Annotated in this window: 19 protein-coding genes and 4 pseudogenes; 5 read left to right on the top strand and 18 right to left on the bottom strand. The window is 46.8% G+C overall.

The window, feature by feature from the left end:
- The first annotated feature begins 47 nt into the window (after nucleotides 1-47).
- Nucleotides 48-1,169: an MFS transporter gene (locus JCM14467_RS05715; RefSeq protein WP_054849452.1), complete on the top strand. Its 1,122-nt coding sequence runs from the start codon at nucleotides 48-50 to the stop codon at nucleotides 1,167-1,169.
- On the opposite strand, the gene JCM14467_RS05710 is transcribed toward JCM14467_RS05715, so the two are convergent.
- Nucleotides 1,162-3,594: a valine--tRNA ligase gene (locus JCM14467_RS05710; RefSeq protein WP_054849451.1), complete on the bottom strand. Its 2,433-nt coding sequence runs from the start codon at nucleotides 3,592-3,594 to the stop codon at nucleotides 1,162-1,164. The two genes, JCM14467_RS05715 and JCM14467_RS05710, sit on opposite strands and share 8 nt — an antisense overlap.
- Before the next feature lie 253 nt (nucleotides 3,595-3,847).
- On the opposite strand from JCM14467_RS05710, the gene JCM14467_RS05705 reads away from it, so the two are divergent.
- The gene (locus JCM14467_RS05705; RefSeq protein WP_252900845.1) at nucleotides 3,848-4,357 is read left to right on the top strand and encodes an ACT domain-containing protein; all 510 of its coding nucleotides are present in this window, start codon (nucleotides 3,848-3,850) and stop codon (nucleotides 4,355-4,357) included.
- Nucleotides 4,358-4,511: 154 nt separating this feature from the next.
- Here the strand turns inward: JCM14467_RS05705 and JCM14467_RS05700 are convergent, their stop codons facing one another.
- The 4 genes from JCM14467_RS05700 to JCM14467_RS05685 form a co-directional block, all read right to left on the bottom strand.
- A complete protein-coding gene (locus tag JCM14467_RS05700; RefSeq protein WP_054849449.1) occupies nucleotides 4,512-5,528 on the bottom strand; it encodes a TIGR00269 family protein in 1,017 nt (338 codons plus the stop codon).
- A gap of 46 nt (nucleotides 5,529-5,574) precedes the next feature.
- On the bottom strand, nucleotides 5,575-6,150 hold the full coding sequence (locus JCM14467_RS05695; RefSeq protein ID WP_054849448.1) for a UbiX family flavin prenyltransferase: 576 nt from the start codon (nucleotides 6,148-6,150) through the stop codon (nucleotides 5,575-5,577).
- Between the two features lie 146 nt (nucleotides 6,151-6,296).
- Nucleotides 6,297-6,509, bottom strand: a complete 213-nt coding sequence (locus tag JCM14467_RS05690; protein ID WP_013335185.1) for a ribbon-helix-helix domain-containing protein — start codon at nucleotides 6,507-6,509, stop codon at nucleotides 6,297-6,299.
- Nucleotides 6,510-6,608: 99 nt separating this feature from the next.
- On the bottom strand, nucleotides 6,609-8,039 hold the full coding sequence (locus tag JCM14467_RS05685) for a V-type ATP synthase subunit B (protein WP_054849447.1): 1,431 nt from the start codon (nucleotides 8,037-8,039) through the stop codon (nucleotides 6,609-6,611).
- Between the two features lie 96 nt (nucleotides 8,040-8,135).
- Here JCM14467_RS05685 and JCM14467_RS05680 point away from each other — a divergent pair, with 96 nt between their 5' ends.
- Together JCM14467_RS05680 and JCM14467_RS16330 are read left to right on the top strand one after the other, a co-directional pair.
- Nucleotides 8,136-8,981 carry a class I SAM-dependent methyltransferase gene (locus JCM14467_RS05680; protein ID WP_054849446.1) on the top strand — a complete coding sequence of 282 codons (846 nt, stop codon included), beginning with the start codon at nucleotides 8,136-8,138 and terminating at the stop codon, nucleotides 8,979-8,981.
- A 252-nt stretch (nucleotides 8,982-9,233) separates the two neighbouring features.
- On the top strand, nucleotides 9,234-9,392 hold the full coding sequence (locus JCM14467_RS16330) for a hypothetical protein (RefSeq protein WP_252900844.1): 159 nt from the start codon (nucleotides 9,234-9,236) through the stop codon (nucleotides 9,390-9,392).
- Nucleotides 9,393-9,415: 23 nt separating this feature from the next.
- Here JCM14467_RS16330 and JCM14467_RS05670 read toward each other — a convergent pair whose 3' ends face one another.
- The 6 genes and pseudogenes from JCM14467_RS05670 to JCM14467_RS05645 all read right to left on the bottom strand — a co-directional run bounded on the left by JCM14467_RS05670 (nucleotide 9,416) and on the right by JCM14467_RS05645 (nucleotide 16,228).
- Complete coding sequence (locus JCM14467_RS05670) at nucleotides 9,416-9,883, bottom strand: DUF2153 family protein (RefSeq protein WP_054849445.1); 468 nt, start codon at nucleotides 9,881-9,883, stop codon at nucleotides 9,416-9,418.
- Between the two features lie 58 nt (nucleotides 9,884-9,941).
- A pseudogene (locus JCM14467_RS05665) lies at nucleotides 9,942-11,650 on the bottom strand (DUF2070 family protein).
- A gap of 110 nt (nucleotides 11,651-11,760) precedes the next feature.
- Complete coding sequence (meaB, locus tag JCM14467_RS05660) at nucleotides 11,761-13,068, bottom strand: methylmalonyl Co-A mutase-associated GTPase MeaB (RefSeq protein ID WP_054849444.1); 1,308 nt, start codon at nucleotides 13,066-13,068, stop codon at nucleotides 11,761-11,763.
- On the bottom strand, nucleotides 13,065-13,460 hold the full coding sequence (locus JCM14467_RS05655; protein WP_054849443.1) for a cobalamin B12-binding domain-containing protein: 396 nt from the start codon (nucleotides 13,458-13,460) through the stop codon (nucleotides 13,065-13,067). Before JCM14467_RS05655 ends, meaB begins: the two co-directional genes overlap by 4 nt.
- A gap of 42 nt (nucleotides 13,461-13,502) precedes the next feature.
- A pseudogene (locus tag JCM14467_RS05650) lies at nucleotides 13,503-15,169 on the bottom strand (acyl-CoA mutase large subunit family protein).
- Between the two features lie 732 nt (nucleotides 15,170-15,901).
- Nucleotides 15,902-16,228: a hypothetical protein gene (locus JCM14467_RS05645; RefSeq protein WP_054849442.1), complete on the bottom strand. Its 327-nt coding sequence runs from the start codon at nucleotides 16,226-16,228 to the stop codon at nucleotides 15,902-15,904.
- Between the two features lie 421 nt (nucleotides 16,229-16,649).
- Here JCM14467_RS05645 and JCM14467_RS05640 point away from each other — a divergent pair, with 421 nt between their 5' ends.
- Nucleotides 16,650-16,907: a hypothetical protein gene (locus JCM14467_RS05640; RefSeq protein WP_054849441.1), complete on the top strand. Its 258-nt coding sequence runs from the start codon at nucleotides 16,650-16,652 to the stop codon at nucleotides 16,905-16,907.
- Here the strand turns inward: JCM14467_RS05640 and JCM14467_RS16320 are convergent.
- The 7 genes and pseudogenes from JCM14467_RS16320 to JCM14467_RS16305 all read right to left on the bottom strand — a co-directional run bounded on the left by JCM14467_RS16320 (nucleotide 16,880) and on the right by JCM14467_RS16305 (nucleotide 22,023).
- Complete coding sequence (locus JCM14467_RS16320; RefSeq protein WP_252900842.1) at nucleotides 16,880-17,143, bottom strand: hypothetical protein; 264 nt, start codon at nucleotides 17,141-17,143, stop codon at nucleotides 16,880-16,882. The genes JCM14467_RS05640 and JCM14467_RS16320 overlap by 28 nt on opposite strands.
- Complete coding sequence (locus JCM14467_RS16315) at nucleotides 17,110-17,487, bottom strand: hypothetical protein (protein WP_252900841.1); 378 nt, start codon at nucleotides 17,485-17,487, stop codon at nucleotides 17,110-17,112. The genes JCM14467_RS16320 and JCM14467_RS16315 overlap by 34 nt, the downstream gene beginning before the upstream one ends.
- A gap of 45 nt (nucleotides 17,488-17,532) precedes the next feature.
- Nucleotides 17,533-19,370 (bottom strand): annotated as a pseudogene (locus JCM14467_RS05630) (aldehyde ferredoxin oxidoreductase family protein).
- A 67-nt stretch (nucleotides 19,371-19,437) separates the two neighbouring features.
- Nucleotides 19,438-20,208, bottom strand: coding sequence for an ABC transporter ATP-binding protein (locus JCM14467_RS05625; RefSeq protein WP_252900840.1), 771 nt, complete (start codon nucleotides 20,206-20,208; stop codon nucleotides 19,438-19,440).
- Nucleotides 20,201-21,198: pseudogene (locus JCM14467_RS05620) on the bottom strand (FecCD family ABC transporter permease). Before JCM14467_RS05620 ends, JCM14467_RS05625 begins: the two are co-directional and overlap by 8 nt.
- The gene (locus JCM14467_RS16310; protein WP_252900839.1) at nucleotides 21,198-21,551 is read right to left on the bottom strand and encodes a hypothetical protein; all 354 of its coding nucleotides are present in this window, start codon (nucleotides 21,549-21,551) and stop codon (nucleotides 21,198-21,200) included. The pseudogene JCM14467_RS05620 and the gene JCM14467_RS16310 overlap by 1 nt, the downstream one beginning before the upstream one ends.
- The gene (locus tag JCM14467_RS16305) at nucleotides 21,532-22,023 is read right to left on the bottom strand and encodes an ABC transporter substrate-binding protein (protein WP_342765478.1); all 492 of its coding nucleotides are present in this window, start codon (nucleotides 22,021-22,023) and stop codon (nucleotides 21,532-21,534) included. Before JCM14467_RS16305 ends, JCM14467_RS16310 begins: the two co-directional genes overlap by 20 nt.
- Nucleotides 22,024-22,030 lie beyond the last annotated feature (7 nt).

Here is a 22,030-nt window from a genome sequence, read left to right as displayed (position 1 = left end):
TGGTAAAATTAAGCATTTATTAACCCTTCTATAGATGGTGACATGTAATGGAGAGGGGATCGGCAATAGTATTAGTGGCATCGCTAGCCTTCTTCTCAGTAGTGCTCGTGAGGTTCTCCATACCATCACTACTACCATACCTAATCGGGTCGAGTGGGGTTAATACTGTGATAGGTGGCTTAATAATTTCGGCCCTCTGGATAGGTTACACGGTATTTCAAGTCATAGGTGGATTAATAGTTGATAGGTATGGGTATAACGTCGTGGTTTATGTATTAATACTAATCGCAATAATAAACGCCCTCTACCCCATAATCATCAACCAATACTACCTATTACTAATTACCCAGTTTATTATGGGTTCACTACTCGCAATAACCTACGTAGCCTTAATAAGCATGGTCCTATCAAACTATAGTAGGGGAGGACTTGGCGCAGGTATTTACCAGAGCATGTTTTTCCTGGCATCATCAACATCAATAATGATATCACCATTGCTATTTTCAATAAATAAATTCATACCCTTCATTATATTCTCAATCATTGTTGCTTCATCAATAATACCAGTGGCCAGGGTACCAGGACACGGCAAGACCAGTAGCACTATTTACATAGGCCCCGGTGACCTAAGAATACTGGGTATGGGCTTCATTAGGCTGTCCTCAGGCTTCTCATACCTTGGTTTCCTCAGTTGGTCGACATACTACGTTGTTCATGTACTTAAGGTTGCGCCATCGCTCAGCGGTTTTTATGCCTTCCTGGCATCTATCATGGGGTCTGTCGGTGCCGTAATCGGTGGGTATCTAGGTGATAGGGTTGGGTACGTATTACCGAGCATCTCATCCTCACTATTACTAGCAATTATCGTGTCGATAATGCCTAGGTTATCAATTACGTACTTAGTAGCATCCCTAATGCTGCTATTGGGCTTCTTCTACGGCTTTTACGCAGCACCATCAATCGCAATCTCAAGACTTACAACGAATATTGGAGCTGCAAGTGGGTTTCTCAATTTCATGAGCCAATTGGGTGGTTCATTATCGCCATATTTAATAGGGTTTTTGCTTCAGTATTACAACTTCTCAAGCACATTATTAATCATAGGCGTAACGTCGGTGATATTTGTGATTATTGGGGCGGCGTTGTTACTTCATGGTAGAATCACTTAACGAGGTATATCGATAGGGATTCATTAAGCACTTCGTACCTTCCCTCAGGTTTTCCGAACCTAATCTCCCTAATCCTATGCATGACCCTCAACTCAGGTTCTAGGGGCTTGAGTATTTCTGGCGCATATATTATTCCGTCAATTGGTTCGTTTAGGCTCAGGCCAGCCCTGTTCTTGTAGGTCCATATGGTCCTGTTAAACTCCATGAATGGCTCAAGTAACTCTAGGTACTCCTCATTATCGAACCTTGGGTCTGGATCCTCAATCAACTGCCCATGTATTGACTCACCATACAGGCTCCTCCATATTTGATCCGTCACGAAGGGCATTATTGGCGCCAGTAGCTTAAGCACGGTCTTCAACACCCTGTAAAGCGTGAACCAGGCACCCCTCTGCTGCCTCTCCGTGAATAACCCATCCCTATTGTAAGCCCTCGACTTAACAGCCTCCAGGTAGTGATCAGCGAATATGTGCCAGGTGAAGTCATAGAGGGCATTGGCCGGTACGTAAACGTCAAAGTCCTGGTAGGCGCTTAGCGAGGTCCTGACCACCTCATTCAACTTAGCCAGTATCATTAGGTCCAGGGGCGTTAACTCATAATCATCATTGACCTCTGGGAATGAGGATACGAACCTGGCAATGTTCCAAAGCTTAATGGCGAAGTCATGACCAGTCCTAATCAACTGCTCACTATACCTATAATCACTGCCCAACTTAGCCGATGCCGCAGCCCAGAACCTGGCTGCATCTGCCCCGTACTTCTCAACGGGCGGTATTGGGTCTATTATGTTGCCCTTGGACTTATGCATTGCCTCGCCCTTCTCGTCAAGCCCCATCCCGCTTATCCTGACGTACTTGAAGGGTGGCTTGCCATAGAGTAGGTACGCCCTAACCACGGAGTAGTAGAGCCAGGTCCTGATAATGTCATAGCCCTGGGGCCTGAGCATGCTGTGCGGGTAGACCTTCTCGAATACCCTTATCTCAGGCTTCGTGTAGCCAGTGGCGTAGATCCAGGATATTGACGAATCAAACCAGGTATCCAACACCCTATCCTCACCAACCAACTTACCACTTGGGCACTGCTCCTTAACCTCAGGCGGTGGTTCATCCCTCCATGGCCTATAGTACTTACCCGGCTTTGGAACGATTGGCTTCGCATTGCCCTCCTCATCGATGCAGTACCAAATCGGTATTTCAGTGCCGTAGTACCTACGCCTCGATATTGGCCAGTCAAACTCGAGGGACTTTATCCAGTCAATTAGTGTTTGGGCATACTCAGGTGGCTTAATCACCATCTCGTTTTGAACGAGCTTTACCAACTCATCCTTGAACTGGAGCTGCTTTAGGAAGTACTCCTTGGTAACGATTATCTCTATCGGCGTCTTACACCTCCAGCATATTGGTACAGTGTGCCTAAGCGGCTCCCTCTTAATGAGTAAGCCTGCCGCCTGTAAGTCCTTAATTATCGCCTCCCTAGCCTCCCTAACACTCAACCCCCTGTACTTACCGGCTAACTCATTCAATGTGCCGTCAGGATTAACGATGATTTTCATGGGGAGCTTCAACTCATTGACGACCATCAAGTCCCTGGTATCGCCGAAGGTACTTATCATCTCAAGCCCAGTTCCAAAGTCGGGCTTAACCGACGGGTGCGATACAATGGGCACCTCCTGATTTAACGGCGGAACAATGGCATGCAGGCCCTCCAGCCTCTTGTACCTATCGTCATTTGGATTGAAGGCCACGGCTACGGTGGCCGGCAGTAACTCAGGCCTTGTTGTGGCTATTATTATGTCCTCACCCGTTTCCTTAACCCTAAACTTAATGTAGTTTAGGTATGAGTCCTCCTCCTTATACTCAACCTCGGCCTCAGCCAATGCTGTCCTACACCTCGGGCACCACAGGGTCGGCCTACTGGTCTCGTAGATCAGGCCCCTATTCCATAGGTTGATGAATGTTTCCTGGGTAACCCTCCTATACTCCTCACTATCCGTTCCATTCCTCCAGTAGGTGAAGGAACCACCCCAACGCCTGAATATGCTCACGAACTCACCCTCATACTCATCAAGAAACCTCCTACACAACTCGAGGAACTTCTCTCTGGGAACCTCATACATGTTTATGCCATAGGTCCTCTCCACCTGAACCTCCACGGGTAAGCCATTCCTATCGGCGTAGAATGGGAATATCACGTTGTAACCCCTCATTCTGAAGAACCTGGCAATCATATCAATTTGGGCGTAGTGGGCGATACCACCAATGTGGGGTCTCCCTGATGGGTATGGTGGTGGTGTATCAATGACGAGTGTTGGCTTCTTATCGTCAATCTTAATATTGAATAGCCCCTCCTCCTCCCACTTCCTTATCAGCTCAACTTCCTTTGAGAAATCCCACCTCTTCTCCTGTATCCTTGGCTTAAACTCCATACCAATAAAGGTCCCGATGCATAACTTAGGTAGCGCCCTTTAAAAGATAACTTACCTATGCTATGCAATAATACGTGAATAAAAAATTGATTGTTCTAGACCTGGAGAGCAGCTGTAGGAATAACCTCACCTACACCCTGCTCGCCTAAGGTGATCAATCCCTAAATAAACCTGCCTCGACTATTAACACCATTACTTTTTAAGTACTCGTCTCTAAATGTTCGTAGTTACATAGCAAATAAGTTTTTAAACCATGACTTCTTGGGGCTTGCTTGTGGAGGTATTGTATAGAGACTTTGCAATGTCATTTGAGGGTAGGGATAAGGTACTTGGGGAGTTCCTGATTAAGTTCACGGCGGATAAGCCCGGCATACTTGCGGCATTGTCTAACGTGTTTGCGGATCATGGGATAAACATACTGAATATATCCGTTAATAGGGCGCAATTACTCCTGCACTTCGTAGTTGACCTAACCAATACTGATACCTCCCTGAATGATTTAGAGAAGGAGTTGAAGAGGTTCTCATTCGTTGAGTGGGTTAAGTATAGGATTGTTGAGAAGGAGGCCTTCATGGTTCCATCAATGATAATGCCGACATTTAGAGATAAGCAGGTGCTGGTAGTAGAGGTCGAGAGGGTTAAGGAATTATTAACGAACCCGGAGTTAGGAGGATTATTAGGGACCTGGGCGCTTATGATGCATCACTCCTACGCAATAGTAACCTCAGTGAACTCATCAAGATCGGGCAATTCAGGGGATTAGGGAAGATCGGGCTTATTGAGAGGGATGGGACTATTACGATTAGGTCCTGCTCCGAGTTGAATGATAAGCATGTGATGGAGGAATTAATGATTGAGTATTACACGGGATTCCTAACCCAGATCCTAAGGAGTAATGTTGAGACTGTGGGTAAGAATTATGAGGGCGATTGTGTATCAGTAAGTTTCAAAGTCCTTAAGTGAGCCAGGTACCTCTCGAGTAAGCCAGCCCTGCTCATTAACTCACAAACCCTACACACGTTACCAGATGTTGGCTCACCACAATACCTACACCTCTTTAATGGCACCTTCACAGCCCTCTCACTCATTAAGTTGGCCAGGGAGTCACCGAAGGATACCAGGGAAAACTTAATGTTTGGGTTATCCCTCTCCCAACGAGCCAGTGTGAACTTAAGTTCATACCTAGGATTATTATACACAAATGGGCACTCAAGCTCCATGAGTGGTATTCCGTGGTAATAGGCGTATAATGCAATCTCCTCCTCCCTAACAAAGCGAAGCGGCTTAATCCTCGGTATAAAACCCTCCCTATCAATTTCAGGCCTAGGTCCAAACCACGCAAACCTATCAAGGTCATTACTAAGCACATTTAACAGCACCGTCTGAGCCTCATCATCTAGGTTATGCCCAGTGGCTATCTTCGTCAGACCCAACTGCCTACCGATTATGTTCATAGCCCTACGCCTAAGCACCCCATCAATCGTACACATATGCACGTTGATTCCCCTCGACCAGAGTCCGTGGGCTATATCCGTAGCGGTAACCCCGAACAAATCCTTGAACGTGTATACCTTATATGGTATGCCGAACTCCTCACTAAACTTCTGCACATAGTCAACCCTAGCCATCCTGTAGAAGCAGCTGTACGGATGACCCTCATTAATGCTGAAGGCTATTAGCTCCACGTTCCTGGGTATCTTGCCCTGCTTCCTAAACTTACCCAGTAAGTACATTAGGGTTAGGCTATCCTTACCGCCACTGATCGCAATGCCAACCCTATCACCCTCACTTATCAATCGGTACCTCCTGATGGCCCAGAGCACTGTATCCTCAATGGACCTAAATAGGCAGTTAAGGCATAGTCTCTCGCCACTGGATACCCTGTAGTAATTCGCTGGTCTCCTGCCACACCTCGTACATATTGGCACGTCCATAACCCTATTGGCACCGTTTTAACAAACACACTCTTAAATTACTATGCTACTCCTCAGTATAGCCGCTCCACCTCCTATAGAGATCATTCTCAATACCCAGCAGGTCAAGTACCCTACCAACTATGAAGTTCACCATATCATCAATCGTCCTAGGCCTATTATAGAAGGCTGGGGCTGCGGGCATCACGATGGCGCCAGCCAACGTAACCAACTCCATATTCTTAATGTGTATTAGGTTAAGCGGTGTCTCCCTAATGACGAGTATCAACCTCCTCCTCTCCTTAAGCGTGACATCGGCAGCCCTGGTGATCAGGTTATCCGTTATCCCATGGGCTATGGAGGCCAAGGTCTTCATAGAGCACGGTATGACCACCATGCCATCATGCTTAAACGAACCACTGGCTATTGGCGCGCCTAACTCATCCTCAGTATAGACCTTATCAGCCAATTTCAGTAATGACCCCTTATCAAGCTCAGTCTCATACCTTAATATATCAATTGCCGTATTACTTACGACGAGGTGCACCTCCGAGTCACCAGCATACCTCTTAACCATTTCGAGAAACCTCACACCATAAATAACGCCGCTTGCCCCCGTTATGCCAACGATTATCCTCCTCACACAATTAATAGGGAAAGCCTATAAATAACGTTAATGCCGAGTGCATTAATTATGTGAAATAGAATTTGCATAAAATTATTTTAAAAGAAATAATTGATAACTATATTCCCATGTTTTTATTGATATCATCATGTACATACCTATCATTACCTACCAGGCAGTAGTATTAAATCCTCCACATTCTGCGTCTTACTCCTCGAGTTCTCCCTATAGAGTAGGTCCCTTATTGCAATCCTAATTGCCTCACTCCTACTTGGGAATATCCCCTGCTTCACGAATTCATCCAACTCCTCAAGCATTTGCTTCGGTATGTGCACGCTAATCAACACCATCTTCTCCTTCGCTTTGGTCTTAGGCATGGAGAATTAGATAATTACAGGATTTATTAAGATTCTCTGCCATGAACTCTGTAAGTATCTTCGATCGAGAGGATTAACATTATTTACAAAATACTAATTTTACGCACCCACGTCCTTTACGGACTCAAATATCGAGCGCCTATAATACCTCTTGGATATGTCTGGCGGCACATTCGTGAGCTCATCCTCAGGTAATATACTAATAACATCCCAAGCAATATCAAGCGTCTGCTCAAAGGTCCTCCTCTCGTAATAGCCCTGGTTAATGAACTTACGCTCAAACTGCTCGGCGAACCTGAGGTACCTCCTCTCACGCCAACTCAGGTTAGTCTCACCAACGAGTAGGGCTAGGTTCCTTACATCGAGTGCCCTTGAGTATGCAGCAATCAATTGGTTAGCCACGTACTTATGGTCATCCCTAGTCTTGCCCTCACCAACTGCGTCCTTCATGAGCCTCGACAGGCTCATTATCACGTCAAATGGTGGGTAAATACCCTTACCCCACAGTGACCTACTAAGCACTAGCTGGCCCTCGGTTATGTAACCGGTCAGGTCTGGTATTGGGTGCGTTATGTCATCGTGAGGCATCGTGAGTATTGGGAATTGCGTAATGCTTCCCTTCTTACCCTTAGCCCTCCCTGTTCTCTCGTATATCGTGGCGAAGTCCGTATACATGTAACCTGGGTAACCACGCCTACCTGGTAATTCACCCTTTGATGATGATAACTCCCTGAGCGCCTCTGCGTAGTTCGTCATGTCTGTCAAAATCACGAGTACGTGGTAATCCCTATACCACGCTAGGTACTCGGCAATCGTTAACGCAGTCCTCGGCGTTAATATCCTCTCGGCAATTGGATCGCTGGCTAGGTTTAGAACCATGACTAACCTCCTCAACGCACCCGTCCTCCTGAACTCATTCAGGAAGAATAAAGCCTCCTCAGACTTCAGGCCCATTGCTGCGAAGATTATTGCAAACTCCTCCTCATGCCCCCTAACCGTTGCCTGCCTAGCGACTTGGGCAGCAAGCATGTTGTGCGGTAAGCCCGTGCCACTGAATATTGGGAGCTTCTGACCCCTAACCATCGTATTTAAACCATCAATGACGCTGACGCCAGTCTCAATTGGCTCTTCAGGGTACTCCCTGGCGTATGGGTTAAGCGGCTCACCATTTATGTCCAGGTAGTCCTCAGCAGGTGGTAGTGGCAGTCCATCCCTGGGCTGCCCCTTACCATCAAGGACCCTGCCCAGTAAATCCTCACTAACCGGCATTCTGAGGGTTCTTCCATAAAACCTCACGGTACTGCCCTTTGCAGGTAAACCAAGCGTGCCAGTGAGTACCTGGGCCACGGCGTAATTATCGCCGACCTCGACGACTTGGACCATCCTGGGCTCGCCATCAGGGCCTATAACCTCGCCAATCTCGTTATAGGCAACACCCCTGGTCTTCTCAATAACGATTAGCGGACCCCTGACTTCCCTGACCGTGCTGTAAGACACAATGCCTGGCACTGACTCTATGACCTTGCTCATCGATTTACAGAGGCTTACAGCCCTTATTATTTTTTATTCTACACGAACACCACTGGGCAATCAAATTTAAGGACCCTTGCACTTCATTGCTAGGTAGTGCCAACGCTTAAGGAGGTCGTTAAGCCATTGATACCCAGGGAGCTTTGGGATAAGATACCCAGGAGCTTCGACATAATCGGCTCCAGGTCAGGCGCCGTCGCTATCATCGAAATACCGCCAGAGCTTGAGAATTATAAGTTCGTGATTGGCGATGCAATAATCAAGTTGAATAGGCATGTTAGGGCCGTGCTCAGGAGAGTCGGTGCTAGGGAGGGTGAGTTTAGGCTTTATAAGTACGAGGTCCTGGTTCCAGGACCAACGGAGGTAATTCACAAGGAGAGTAATTACCTAATTAAGGTAGACCCTACCAAGACCTACTTCTCGCCTAGGGATCAGGGTGATAGGGAGGACATTGCTAGGCAGGTAATGCCCAACGAGGTCATCCTATACCCATTCGCTGGTGTTGGTCCCTACGCCGTAGCGGTATTGAAGAGACAACCATTAGTTAGGTTGGTGATCGCTATCGAGCTTAATGAATATGCATATTACTACATGCTCGATAATATTAAGTTGAATAGGCTCGAAGGTAAGGTATTACCACTACTTGGTGACGCTGCAAAATTAATGGGTTTATTCTGCGGTGTTGATAGGGTTATACTAACCTTACCCCTTGGTGCCCATAGGTTCCTTAAGCAGGCATTGATGTGCGTTAGGGATGGGGGTATCGTCCACTTTTACCACCTGGGCACTGAGGAGAACCTCTATGGTGAGGCTGAGGGCTTGGTCAGGAATTACTGCAGTGAATTGGGGTTTGAGTGTCAGGTTATTAGTAGGAGGGTTGTTAGGGATTATGCTCCATATGTGTATAAGGTTAGGCTGGATATTAAAGTTGGTAAGTTTTAGACCTGTGTGTTAGGTTTATAAAACTACACGTGTAAATCTATATGATGGAGCAGGGCGAACGCAGAAGAAGGCTCTTGCTAATGATTGGACCGCTTGAGGCTGAGGTTATTGGCATACTTAATGAGCTTAAGGAGGCAACTGCAATGACCATTTGAGGAATTAACCAAGAGGGGTAGGAGGACAGCATACACAACAGTACTAACGGTACTGAGTAGGCTTTACACCAGGGGCTTCATTAATAAGCGTGAGAAGGTGATTAATAATGTTAGGCAGTTTGTGTATGAGCTATCAATACCTTACGAGGTTAAGAGTGAGATTATTAGGGAGCATCTTGGCTTGATAATTAAGATGTTTGGTAAGGATGCTATCCAAATAATTAAGGATTATTTAAATGAGGTTAGTGAGAAATAATAGATTGAAGGTTAATTTTAGAGTTACATGAACCTTGGTACCTCACCCTGCTCTCCCTGCTGACCCCTCTGCGGCACAATACCCCTCTGCTCGATATAAAGCCTTAGTATGTCGGGTATTTCATTCTCATTCTCCATCTTCTTTAGTATATCCACGTACTTACTCGTGTGGTCTATATCAAGCCTAACGAACTCAATGGCAATATCCCTAAGCCTCTCCTCCAACTCCTTGAGCATGTCTACCGGCATTATCGAGGTTATCATTGGGTTGTTAAGCCAGGACTCGAAGTCCTTCAGCGTCCTCTCTATGTAGTAAAGCATTGCCTGGGCGGATAATAGCAGTGATAGCCTGTCCTGACTGACTATGTAATCACCGTACTTCTGTAGCTCATCCATGAACTTCTTCTGATCCCTAACCCAATTCTCAAGCCTAGTTATTAGCCCAGCTATGTGGGCCCTAATTGCCTGTCTCTTTAGGTCCTCGGAACCCATACCCCTTCCTGGTTAGTTACGTAGACCTCTCTATTAAACCTTTTGTATTTATTAAATGTTAAAGAATACCGAGTATTGCGCCGAGGATTATCATGGTTAGTATTGGTAGGATTATCAACACCGTGAAGTGCTTCTTCCAATCCATGACACCCCTCTCCGCAGCCCTAACCATGCTATTAAACGAATCACCGATCAACCTAATCCCCTCAACAATAACTGGGTAATAACTGATATGCGTAATCCCAAGGTCATTAAGACAACGCTTGACACTCCTCCTAACATTCCTCATTATCAACTCGTGACTCACAGAATCACCAACAATCTTATACCCCCTACTCCTCGTGAACCTGGCAATCCCTGTGTATTGATGGTTATCCGTAGTCAGGACCTCAACGATATCAAAGGCGCTCCTAAACTCATTAACAATGGCATCAGCCAGCTCCCTCCTCAGGTTATTCCCGTCAAATATAACGAGTAAAACCCTCTTACCATTTATTTCTAGGCCCCACGTTATTAACCCATTATCGCCAATCTCAAATTGTATTGGGCCAAAGGCGTACTTAGGCACGTGGTTGACGCATGACCTTATCTCAAGTCTTTGGTTCTCCAACTCTCCAATCTTGCTCAGTAATGAGGCTAGTTCGTTAATGTCGTTCTCATCCCACGTATTATCATCTGAGTAGTAGTTCTGGGCGTCAATGAGTATTACGTTATCCCAATCGAGCTTTACCCTCCTTTTCAATTCCTCATAAACACTGAGGGGAATATCATCACTGGACTTAATAAGTCGGCTAATAATTATGAGCGACTTCCCGCACAGTGGTACGTGGGTAACCCTGAAGTTACGACTCCGTATCTGAATGGGCATTTTACCAATGCATTCATTACTCATGAATTTCCTGTCGGCAAAATACTCCCTCACCTTATTAGCAACTGCCCTAATTACTTTACGTACATCAACCTGGTCGCCGGGTCTAGCTCATGGCTGCCAACACCGTGCATGTAAACAACGGGGTTTACGTAACGACCCAACTCAGTGACAAGATCACTAATTAAGTAGCCACCGCCAACCTTGGCTATTGGACCCGCGTGCAGCTCGGGTATGGTAACCGCGTAGGTATTATTGTCACGGTTAAGCATGAATAGGTGAACCTTAACATCCCTAACCACAGATCTCTTACTCAACTCCCTCTCAAAAGGTTCTGAGTACTCGAAGAGGGCTGCGTATAGGTATGAACTGAATAGCCTAAGTATATCAACACCGCCGTATGATGCCTCGAACTTAAAAATTACATAGTAAATGAATAGGAATGAGAATACGTAAAACGTTAAATCCAGTATAGCGTATCTAACGGGATTTATCGTCCCAATGAGGAAGTATGAAATTAATTGAATTATCAATATACTTGGCAGGGTGTAGAGAGGGTATAGTATGTACTTCTTCATGGAGTCTCCATTATGGTCAAGACCCCTTAACACCATTATCATGGCACTCAGTGGTAAGACAAATGATAATGCACCAAACCCAACCACAAACCTATGGGTGATCAGCGTTATTAGAAGGTCGACAAAAACCGCGAGTGCCGTGCTGAATAATGATAGTGTGGTACCGAAGCCCCTATATGACTGTATGAAGACCATGACCCTAAGTGTTATGAGCACTGATAGGAACATTACACCGTAAATAATTAATGACTTGAGGTATAGGGTTAACGACCCACGTACGTACAGGCTCATTAGGTAAGGGATTATGACAACGAGCAGCACTAATGAATACTTTACTGAATCCCCTCCCCTAAACACGATGGTATAGCCGTGCTCAAACGACCTACTTCTTTTCACGCAAGCGAAAACCGCACCTCTAGATTATTTAAAGATCACTCATTGGAAATCCTACGCTGGACCAACTCAAGTAGGACACCGTTAAGGCTCTTTGGGTGTATGAACGTGACAATACCCTCAGCACCCTTACTCGGTTTACCAGTAAGTGTAAGGCCAGCCCCCTGCACCCTCTTGATGAATTCATCCAGGTCATTAACCTCAAGCGCTATGTGGTGGATGCCCTCACCCCTATTCTCGAGGAATTTAGCCACCGTGGAACTTTGATTGAGTGGCTCGAGGAGTTCAATCCTCGTGTTACCGAGCCAGACCATGACGACCTTAACCCCCTGCTCCTCAACGATAATGGGATCACCGACCTTAAGCCCTAACCTCCTAAACTTCTCAGCAGCATTGTTAATGTCCCTAACCGCGACAGCCACGTGGTCAAGCCTCGGCAACTCCATACCCAATAACCTCCTCGCCGCCTCCTGTGGTGATAATTTACCGTTAGCAACATCATTCTCAAGCTCCTTATCCTTAGCAAATCTCTTCTCAAGTAGGTCATAGGCGTAGAGCCTCATTTCGAGCAGTCTCCTGTTGGTTAGTGACTCATTCAACTTACCATTATTAACCAATTCCCTAAACCTATCATCAATGAGTTTGAGTAACTCGTCAACACCATAGCCATAGAGCCCCGATACCTTAATCACGATTGGTTTCCAGGAATCGCCCTTAACCTCCCTCACCATGTCGACCATGGCAAGCAAATCCCTGTATGTCGACTCGGATGCTTGGTTATCGGACTTCGAAACAACGTATATGTCCCCAATCTCCATAAGACCACTCTTAAGCGCTTGAATCTCATCGCCAGAAAGTGGTGGCACAAGGACGAGTATTGTGTCGGCCACGTACTTAACATCTGTGTCCGATTGCCCCGCACCCACGGTCTCGATGAATATGTAGTCCGCACCAGCGTACTCAAGTATGTTCACAGCCGCTATCGTAGCGTAATTAAGCCCACCACGAATGCCTCTGGTCGCCATGCTCCTAATGTATATATTTGGCTTTGATGTGAGCTCCTGCATCCTAATCCTATTACCCATGAAGGAGCCTCCTGTGAATGGGCTTGAGGGATCTATCGTTAAAATGGCGACCCTCCTGTCCTGTGGTATCTTCCTGGCCATTGCGTAAATCAGCGTGCTCTTACCTGAGCCTGGTGGTCCAGTTATACCAATTACGTGGCTCCTACGCTGAATATTAAGCGGTATTTCAACACCCTCCTCAGCAAGCGTGATTAGCCTGGCTATGGCAGCCTTATCCCAATTGCGCGTCCTCTCGATCAGGCCATTAATATCCACGCTCATTGCTGCACACCCACAAGCTTCTTAACTATCTCTATGATTTCCCTAAGTGGCGTGCCAGGACCGTAGACGCCTGCAACACCCATCTTGAGCAATGCCTCCCTGTCCTCTGGCGGTATGATGCCACCAACCAGGACTGGTATGTTTAATCCCCTCTCCCTCATAATTCTCATTAACTCACCCACAAGCTCCATGTGCGAGCCAGATAAAATACTAATGCCAATCAACTTGGCATCCTCCTGAATAGCCGTCTCAACTACTTGGCTAGGCGTCTGTCGAATACCCGTGTATACAACCTCGAAACCGGCCTCGGCCAATGCCCTGGCAATTACCTTGGCGCCCCTGTCATGACCGTCAAGGCCGAGTTTGGCAATTATTACCTTGGGCTTAGGCATACTTCATCACTAAACATATATCATGACCTAAAAATCTTTTCCTTAATAAATTGATGGAGGCTTATACTCACCCCAAACGTCGCGTAACACACCCGATATCTCGCCAATAGTTGCCTTCGCCTTAACGGCACTCAATATGTATGGGAATATGTTCTCATCCTCCTTATCAGCCGCCCTCCTAAGCCCATTAATCGCCCTCTCCCAAGCCTCCCTGTCACGGCTCTCCCTAACCTCCCTGGCACGCCTAATGCTCCTCTCCCTGGATACGGGATCGACCTTATGAAGCTCGATGTGCAGCCCCTCCTCTTCCCTAAACATGTTAACACCAATCACAGCTATCCTACCCTCCTCAACCATCTTCTGATACTGATACGCAGACTCGGCAATAGCCCTCTGCGGATAACCAATCTCAACCGCCTTAGTCATGCCACCGAGCTTATCAACGTAGTCAATTATCTTCATGACCTCCTCCTCGATGGTATCCGTGAGCCACTCAATGTAGTATGAACCACCCAACGGGTCAATTGAATCAATAACACCGCTTTCGTACGCAATGACTTGCTGAACACGTAGCGCCAACTTCACGGACCTCTCGGTGGGTAGTGCCAATGCCTCATCATAGGCATTGACATGGAGTGACTGGGCGCCACCGAGCACGGCAGCCAACGCTTGTATCGTGGTCCTGATGATGTTAACCTCAGGCTGCTGCGCCGTTAATGCAGCGCCTGAGGTTTGTACGTGGAACTTAAGCTTCATTGACTCGGGCTTCTTCGCATTAAACCTCTCCCTCATTATCCTCGCATACAACCTACGGGCAGCCCTGAACTTGGCAACCTCCTCAAACAGGTTCGTGGTTGCCGCGAAGAAGAAGGATAGGCCGGGCGCAAACTCGTCAACATCCATCTTCCACCTATTTATGACCCAATTCGTATACTCAATCGCATCAGCAGTGTGAAGGCTAGTTCCTGAACAGCCGTGGCACCAGCCTCCCTAAAGTGATAACCACTTATACTAATTGGGTGCCACTTGGGAAGATTCTTCGACGTGTAGGCTATTATGTCAGTTGCGTACCTCATCGAGTGTAGTGGTGGGTATATGTATAGGTTCCTGGCTATAAACTCCTTAAGTATGTCATTCTGTATCGTACCATCGAGGACGGACTTATCAATGCCCCTACTCTCGGCTACGGCTATGTACATGGACAGTATCTCAGCTGCCGTAGCGTTTATGGTGAACGATGTCGTGATCCTACTAATGTCAATACCGTCAAATAGTATGGACATGGAAACAACCTCAGGCACAGACACGCCCACCTTACCAACCTCAGGAAATGCAAGCTCATGGTCAGGATCAAGACCTAACTGGGTCGCAAGTCAAAGGCCACACTAAGGCCCGTCTGACCCTGCGATATGAGGAACTTATACCTCCTATTCGTATCCTCGGGCGACCCAAAGCCAGAGTACTCCCTAAAGGTCCAGAGTCTCGACCTATACATGCTCGGGTATATACCTGGTAAACGGGTACTCACCAGGGAAACCCAGTTTCTCCAGGTAATCACCCCTAACATCCAGCGGCGTGTATAATGGCTTCACGTCAATCCCGAATGACGTTACGAACTTCTTCCATTCAGGTACTTTCTTAAGTGTTGGAATTAGGAATTCGCGAACCCACTCCTCATACCTCTCCCTAATCCTATCCGTATCCCCCATTAATAATTTACAAATAATTATCAACTAATAAATCTGACCAGCACCAAACCAACCACAAAACCCAGAACACAGGGACCCTTTAATTAATGTCTAGTCAGCTGTTGACCGATGATTACTCGAGACCAAATGCAATTTTATAATTAAATTATTCAAGACTAGAACATAAAATAACATTAAGCCTAGAGCTACGCAAAGAGTAGGCTCATGAGTTACTTAGGCAATGTTGAGACCGCACCAATGAGTGAGCCATTGAACGATAAGGCGATGCTCTTCGGCACGGTTAAGCAAGGGCTCTAACATTGTCCTTCCTATTAGGTGTTGGTGTTATTACCAACTGCCTGCACGCACATAATGTCCCAAAAGCATTAATGAGAAGTTACGGCAGCTTCTCATGATGAATGAAACTTTTACGTGCAGAATAGTTCCTTAGCCAGGTTATTAACAAGGGAGTGTTGGGAAGCTTAGATTGGGCACAGTACTCATAACACAGACACTCACTGGAATGAGTAACGATATCCCACAGAACATACCCTTGATAATGGTGCACAGCAACAACGACGCCTACGTGGCATCATTAGGTAGTTGACAACGGTGCTGTTACCTCACATGCAGGGCATGGCTATTAAGGTACTAATAATCACGAGACCAATAAAGAGACCAAGCTACGTAAAACTCGAGACAGCCGTGAAGGCTTGACTCAACAAAGCCTTGACTATGCGGGCCCTTACATGCCTAGCCATGAATCTGTCTCTCCTTCTCCTCATAATACCTCTGCAGCCCTACTGCGATTAGCGTTAAGCCTGAGCCAGCTATTGGCCCAGCAATTTTTGAGAAATTAACGGTAATATTCGATAAATGCGTTACTGACGGTATCACTGGAAGCGCAATTCCTGCGGACATTGCTAAGACGCCAATAGCTGTTATGGTAAGTCTGCCACCAATCACATCAGCAGCCTTTCTCTCAGAAAACTCCACAACAAGGATTATCTGAACGGCCGTAGGTATGAATGATATAACGTATGAAAAATTAACGATTGTTTCAATTATGGAATAAGCCATAGATACACCTGCAAAAATAGATAAAATTATCAAAGTAAGAATCACGAAATCTAAGTGTACCATAGACTTTAGTAGCTTATTAAACCATGAAGAAGTTAGAGATTTAACAGTAAAAGAAGGAATAATAATACTAATAATCCAATAAATAGAAATATCGACTAATGAGCTTGACAGCTTAAATACATTAATCGGAATCACGACTATGAATGTAATTAAAAAAGTTGAAAGAATAAGAATATTATGTAGGGAAACTCTTCTTTGAGTTGCCGCAGGAACTGATTTAATATCTTATGGGTAACGCCCATTTAACTTTGTAGTATGTGCAGTCTTTATTAACTTTGTTCTCATTATTAATTCCATTGATGGTTCTCGGGTATCCCCTTATTAACTAAATTAACTAATTAATAATGAGGTCTTAATAATGAACCTACTTGAGTACGCCATAGCCATTGAGGCAACTGCTGCAATAACCTACGGCGTAATTAAAGGCGGCATAGAAGTGAGGAGGTTCATAGCCGGTCGGGGCAGCCTAGTACTGGCTTACTTCCTACCAACACTCCTCGGGTTAGCGCCTCCTGGCTCACTAACGTACTTTACTGCTGTGTTGGTGTTTCATGGTAGGGTTTGTTGTGTTTGGTTGTGTTGGGTGTCTTACTTTGTGGTGTCGCTTAGTAGGTAGTTTACGGCGTCGTCGACGGACCTGAATACCTTGCCGCCCATGCAGTACATGGCTTGGGCTACGAGTTTATCTGCGTGGTTTAGGATGCTGATTATGTTCGTGGATGGTTCATACTCACTGAGCATTGACGACGCCACCCTACCGCACTCCCTCAGTTTGACCCTGATTGTGTCGAGGGCCTGGAGTTCGGGTGTTGAAGCTATTATCCAGCCAGTGGTCCCTTGAAGCCGCGGCATAACTCGGCTACCTTAGCCATTAGTAATTCCTCCACATCTCTCACCTTAGCTAACCTCTCGTCAGTCCCCTGGACTAGGTAGGCGTTTAGTTGCATGGATAATGCCATGACTATAGCCGCTATCTTACCTGCATTGTTATTACTGAGATCCAACCTGACATTGTTTGTTATGTTTGATAATTCATCTAGGCAGCCCATGAGTCTAATGGGTGCTGAGTCCTTACGCACCCTAACCCTCTTACCGAATAATGGTATGATGCTGTAACCACTGTCGCCGGGGCATTTAATACTGTCGTCTACCTCCTTACAATCCACAAATAATGGTAAGCGGCATTCACTACTCATTGCATGCTATATAATTCAATAATTATTATATAATTTTTGATTCATTCAGTTGAGGTTGACGATAGACCCAAGTTGTGGAATTACGAAGTCAAGCCCTAAACGCCTTAACGTGTTCTTCCTCGGTATACCCCTCTCATCCCATCCGCGGAGCTCGTAGTACCAACTGAGCATTCTCTGGTATCCATCATAATCGAGCTTGGCGCCCTTTAATGGACCCCTACTCAATGGTCTCTTGAACCACTTGGCTGGCGGTGTGTCGTAAGCCCTGTCCCAGTGGCCGTACTCCCTGACCCAGAATGACCTGATTAGTGTGTAGATCCTATTGTTTATGGTGCTTAGTACCTCCATGTTCATGTCCATGCCCGTGGCGGCCTTAAATAGGCGGAAGTACCAATCGAGCTCTAGGCCCACCTCAACCCATGGGAATCTGCACGTGACTATTGCCTCGAATAGGCCGCCCCTAATGTCCTGCATCTCAACTAGCTTCTCAACCTTCTCCCTCGTGTAGTCAAACCTGCCGTGCTGGACCTCCCAACTGATTAGCCAGGCGTCCTTGTGGTGGGCGCCAATCGGGCTTGTACCGAAGGCTAGGGCCATGCCGGGCGCGGCGTGGCAGTCGTAGGCGCTCGTCTCAAGACCCTTAACATGCATTGCAAACTCCTCGGATCCATGCCCCAACTCGGTTGATGCAAACCTAACACCCTTACTAAGTAGCCTACCCAACTCCGTCCTCTGCAGTGCCATGTCCATCGCAACCTCGGCGGCCCTCTTGTAATCGCCCCACTCAATCCCCTCCTTAAGGATCCCCTTCTCCGTTGCCTCCATTGCGAAGCCCAGTGTTGAGCCTAGGCTTATGGTGTCCATGCCCATCATGTCGGCAATCCTATTTAGGTGCGCACCTTAGCTAAGTCGCCAATGCCCAGGTTACTACCGAGCATTGCGATATTCTCGTAATCAAGCTCCGCGGGCTCACCCTCCACATCCTTAACCACGTGGCCGCAGGCCATGATGCACTGTGGGCATGATCTGGTCATTATCTTATTCCTCTCCACGGAGAAACCGCCTATCTTCTCATATTCATCGAATTGACCTCGGTGTAGTTATACGTAGGCAGGACACTGGCCTCCTGGGCCCACTCCACGGTTGATGTTGTTCCCTGCCTCATCCAGAATGGGTAGCCTGGCTTTGACTTCGTGGCAACTATGGCGTCTAGGCCAATCTTCCTAAGCATTGGATCCGCGACCTTGATCTCGCCGTGACCCCTCATGACCACTGCCTTGAGGTTCTTACTACCCATGACAGCCCCCATGCCAGGCCTACCGCCGCTACGACCCTTCTGGGCCACTACCGTTGCGAACCTGACCAGATTCTCACCGGCAGGCCCAATAAGGACCATGCCTATGTCGCTACCGTGGATCTTCTTCAACCTATCCTCAGTGGTGAAGGAATCAAGGCCCCACAGGTCCTCTGCACTGTTGAAGTCTACCCTGAATTCATCGCCCCTGTTCTCAATGTAGAGGTAGGTTGGCTTCTCCGCCTTACCCTCAATTATTATCATGTCCACGCCAGCCCTCCTCATGTGAATGGCGAGCCAGGAGCCGACGTTCCCATCGCCATAGCCACCAGTTAATGGGCTCTTAGCAGCCACGAGTAATTTACCACTATTCGGTATTGGTAATGCGGTGAGCGGCCCCACGGCGAGTATTAACTTATTCATTGGGCTTAGTGGGTCAATGCCAGGCGGTAATTCATCCCACAGAGTCTTTATGGCGAAGCCCCTACCACCAATGTAATTCTGTGCCAGTGATGGGTCTAGCGATTGGATGGCGAATTTTTTTCTTTGAAAGATCAATCCTTAATATACGTCCACCCCATCCAAACATGGCGTCGACTATCTAGAACATGAATTAAATAAATTTTTCTCAGTAGTCCAAATAAAGGTAAATAGAACTAAGGAGAACCGCCTTGGAGAGTCTCAGGAACGTAGATAAGCCTATGCCCATCAACGCTAATAACCTTAACATTAACACCATACAACTCACTCAGGACTCCCTCACTAATTACATCACTTGGATGGCCCATGGCCATTACCTCACCATTCCTTAACGCCACAACCCAATCACTGGCTAAGGCAAGGTCTATGTCATGGCTTGCGGCAATCACCGTAACCCCTTTATCATTAACGATCCTCCTCAACGCATGGATAACCCTATACTTATTACCCAGGTCGAGGTTTGACGTTGGTTCGTCCATCAGTAGTAACGGTGCCCCTGATGCCAATGCCCTAGCAATTAGGACGAGTCTCTTCTGGCCAGTGCTCAATTCATCAAACCTCCTATTTACAATATTATCTATGCCCAGGTACCTAAGGGCCTTAATGGCGTCATCCTTACTTACCCAACCATTGCCATTCCGCGAGCTCATGACCACGTCAAGGACAGTCAGGGCCATTTGGGAGTAGATCTCTGCGGGTGAGTAAGATATGTACCTTGGCAAATCCCTAATGGGTACCTCGTCAATACTCTTACCATCGATGTACACGTAACCACCGAAGATCCTCGCATACCTTATTATGGCCCTGAGAAGTGTTGTCTTCCCAGACCCATTGGGGCCGAGTATTGTTGTTAGGCTTGACCTGGGTATGCCCAGTACGATATCCCTAATTACTGGCTCGTCATAGCCAATCCTGGCGTTCACAAACCTAACCACGTAATCACTCACTACGACCACCCCTGAGCAGGATTAATAGTACTGGTACGCCTATGAGACTGGTTATTGCCGTTATTGGCATGATTACGCCAGGCATGAGGACCTTACTAACCACGTTTGCGTATAGCATTATCGTGGGGCCCGAGATCATTGATAGCGGTATAACCCTCGAATTATCCGAACTCGATATTAACAACCTGGTTATGTGAGGTGTCATGAGCCTACGAAGCCTATTATTCCCGTGAATGACACGGTCACGGCAGTCAATAGCCCAACCAATACTATTAATAGGTTCCTGAATAACCTAGGATTAACACCACCTGCCTGGGCAACCTCATCGCTCATCATTAATAGGTTAATCTCGTGACCACTCATGACCACGTACGCTAGGATTGGGATGCTCACGCCGAGCATTATCACGTCCTCGCCCCAAGTAATGCCGCTCACAGTGCCGAATAGTAGGTAAATAACGGCTGGCAGTGTTGGGATTATGGTTAGTAAGTACGTGTCCAGTATCATGACAATTGATGAAAATAGTATAGAAACTGCAATACCCGCAAGGATCAGAGACAGCCAATAACCCCTACCGAAGGCAACCACTATGACTGTGGCTAATAAGGCGCCTAGGAATGAGAGTAGTGGCATAAGCACGATAGAGGGCAGTAACGCTGTCCTGAACCTAGCGTAAACAAGCAGACCCAGCAGGGCACCGAATAATGCACCGGACGCGGTACCGGTTACGTATGGCTCAGCGAGTGGGTTCCTGAAAACAGCCTGCATGACGGCGCCGGCGACGGCTAGGTTCGCCCCAACTACTATGCAGGCGATTACCTCGGGTAGTCTTATGTCCATTATTATGATCTTATACGTATTGGTTGGGTCAAATAGGGCCCTTATTGGTATTGGAACTTCACCAATGACTAGGTTTAGGACTATACCAATCAGTAATAATGGGATGAAGACCCAAGCGAATTTAATGACGGTATTCGTGGCCGTTACCATCACCCATTACCCAACGTGAGGTTTAGATTAGGCTTTACGTACTGACCAACCCACTGAGCGCTTATGTAGTGTGGTATTGCCGTTGAGTTAAGGCCGAAGGCGTCTGGGTGTAGTATCATGGCGAGTAGTAAAGCTCCATAAACGGATAATGGTCCTGGCTCCTCGACAAGACTCTCCGCGAAATTGCCAAGTATGTATATGTGATTCTCCTTAGCGGCATTTGTGCTGTTTATCCCGGGTATTGAGAGAATTGCCTGCAGTGTCGCTGTGTAGTTGCCCATGAAGTCATCGGCAATTATATAGTCGGGGTTAACGGTGAGTAATTGGCTTGGGCTAACCGTAGTACATGCCACTGAATGGGTCATAACCACCGGCTATGTTAATGTAGTAGCCAACGAATGATGAATTACCCGCAACATAGATTGGGTTGTACCACGATATGTAGGCTACAACTACCCTAGGCTCACCCGAGACCCTGCTCTCTATGTAATTAATGATATTGTTCATATGGCTTATCACCTCCTCACCCCTACCTGGAACCCCAAGCGCCTTAGCCATTAGCATTACATCACTCTCAATGCCCATCACGTTTGTGTTATTCGTACCACCTATGAACACCACCGTAATATTAGCCGCACTCAATGTACTAAGGCTCTGGCTTTGAGCTAACTGCGATTGGAAGCCCGCGTCTACGCAGAGTAGTGATGGGTGGGCGGTTATTATTGGCTCTATTGGTGGTGATTCGAATATTTGGCTTATCGTGGTGACGTTGTTAGGTACGGTGATGTTTAGGTAATTGAGTAGTTGCTCGGAGTATACGTCTATCAGGACA

Source organism: Vulcanisaeta sp. JCM 14467, assembly GCF_001316245.1.
Classification (GTDB): domain Archaea; phylum Thermoproteota; class Thermoprotei; order Thermoproteales; family Thermocladiaceae; genus Vulcanisaeta.
The sequence above is the reverse complement of the archived record's forward strand: the minus strand, read 5'-3'. Positions and strand labels throughout refer to the sequence as shown.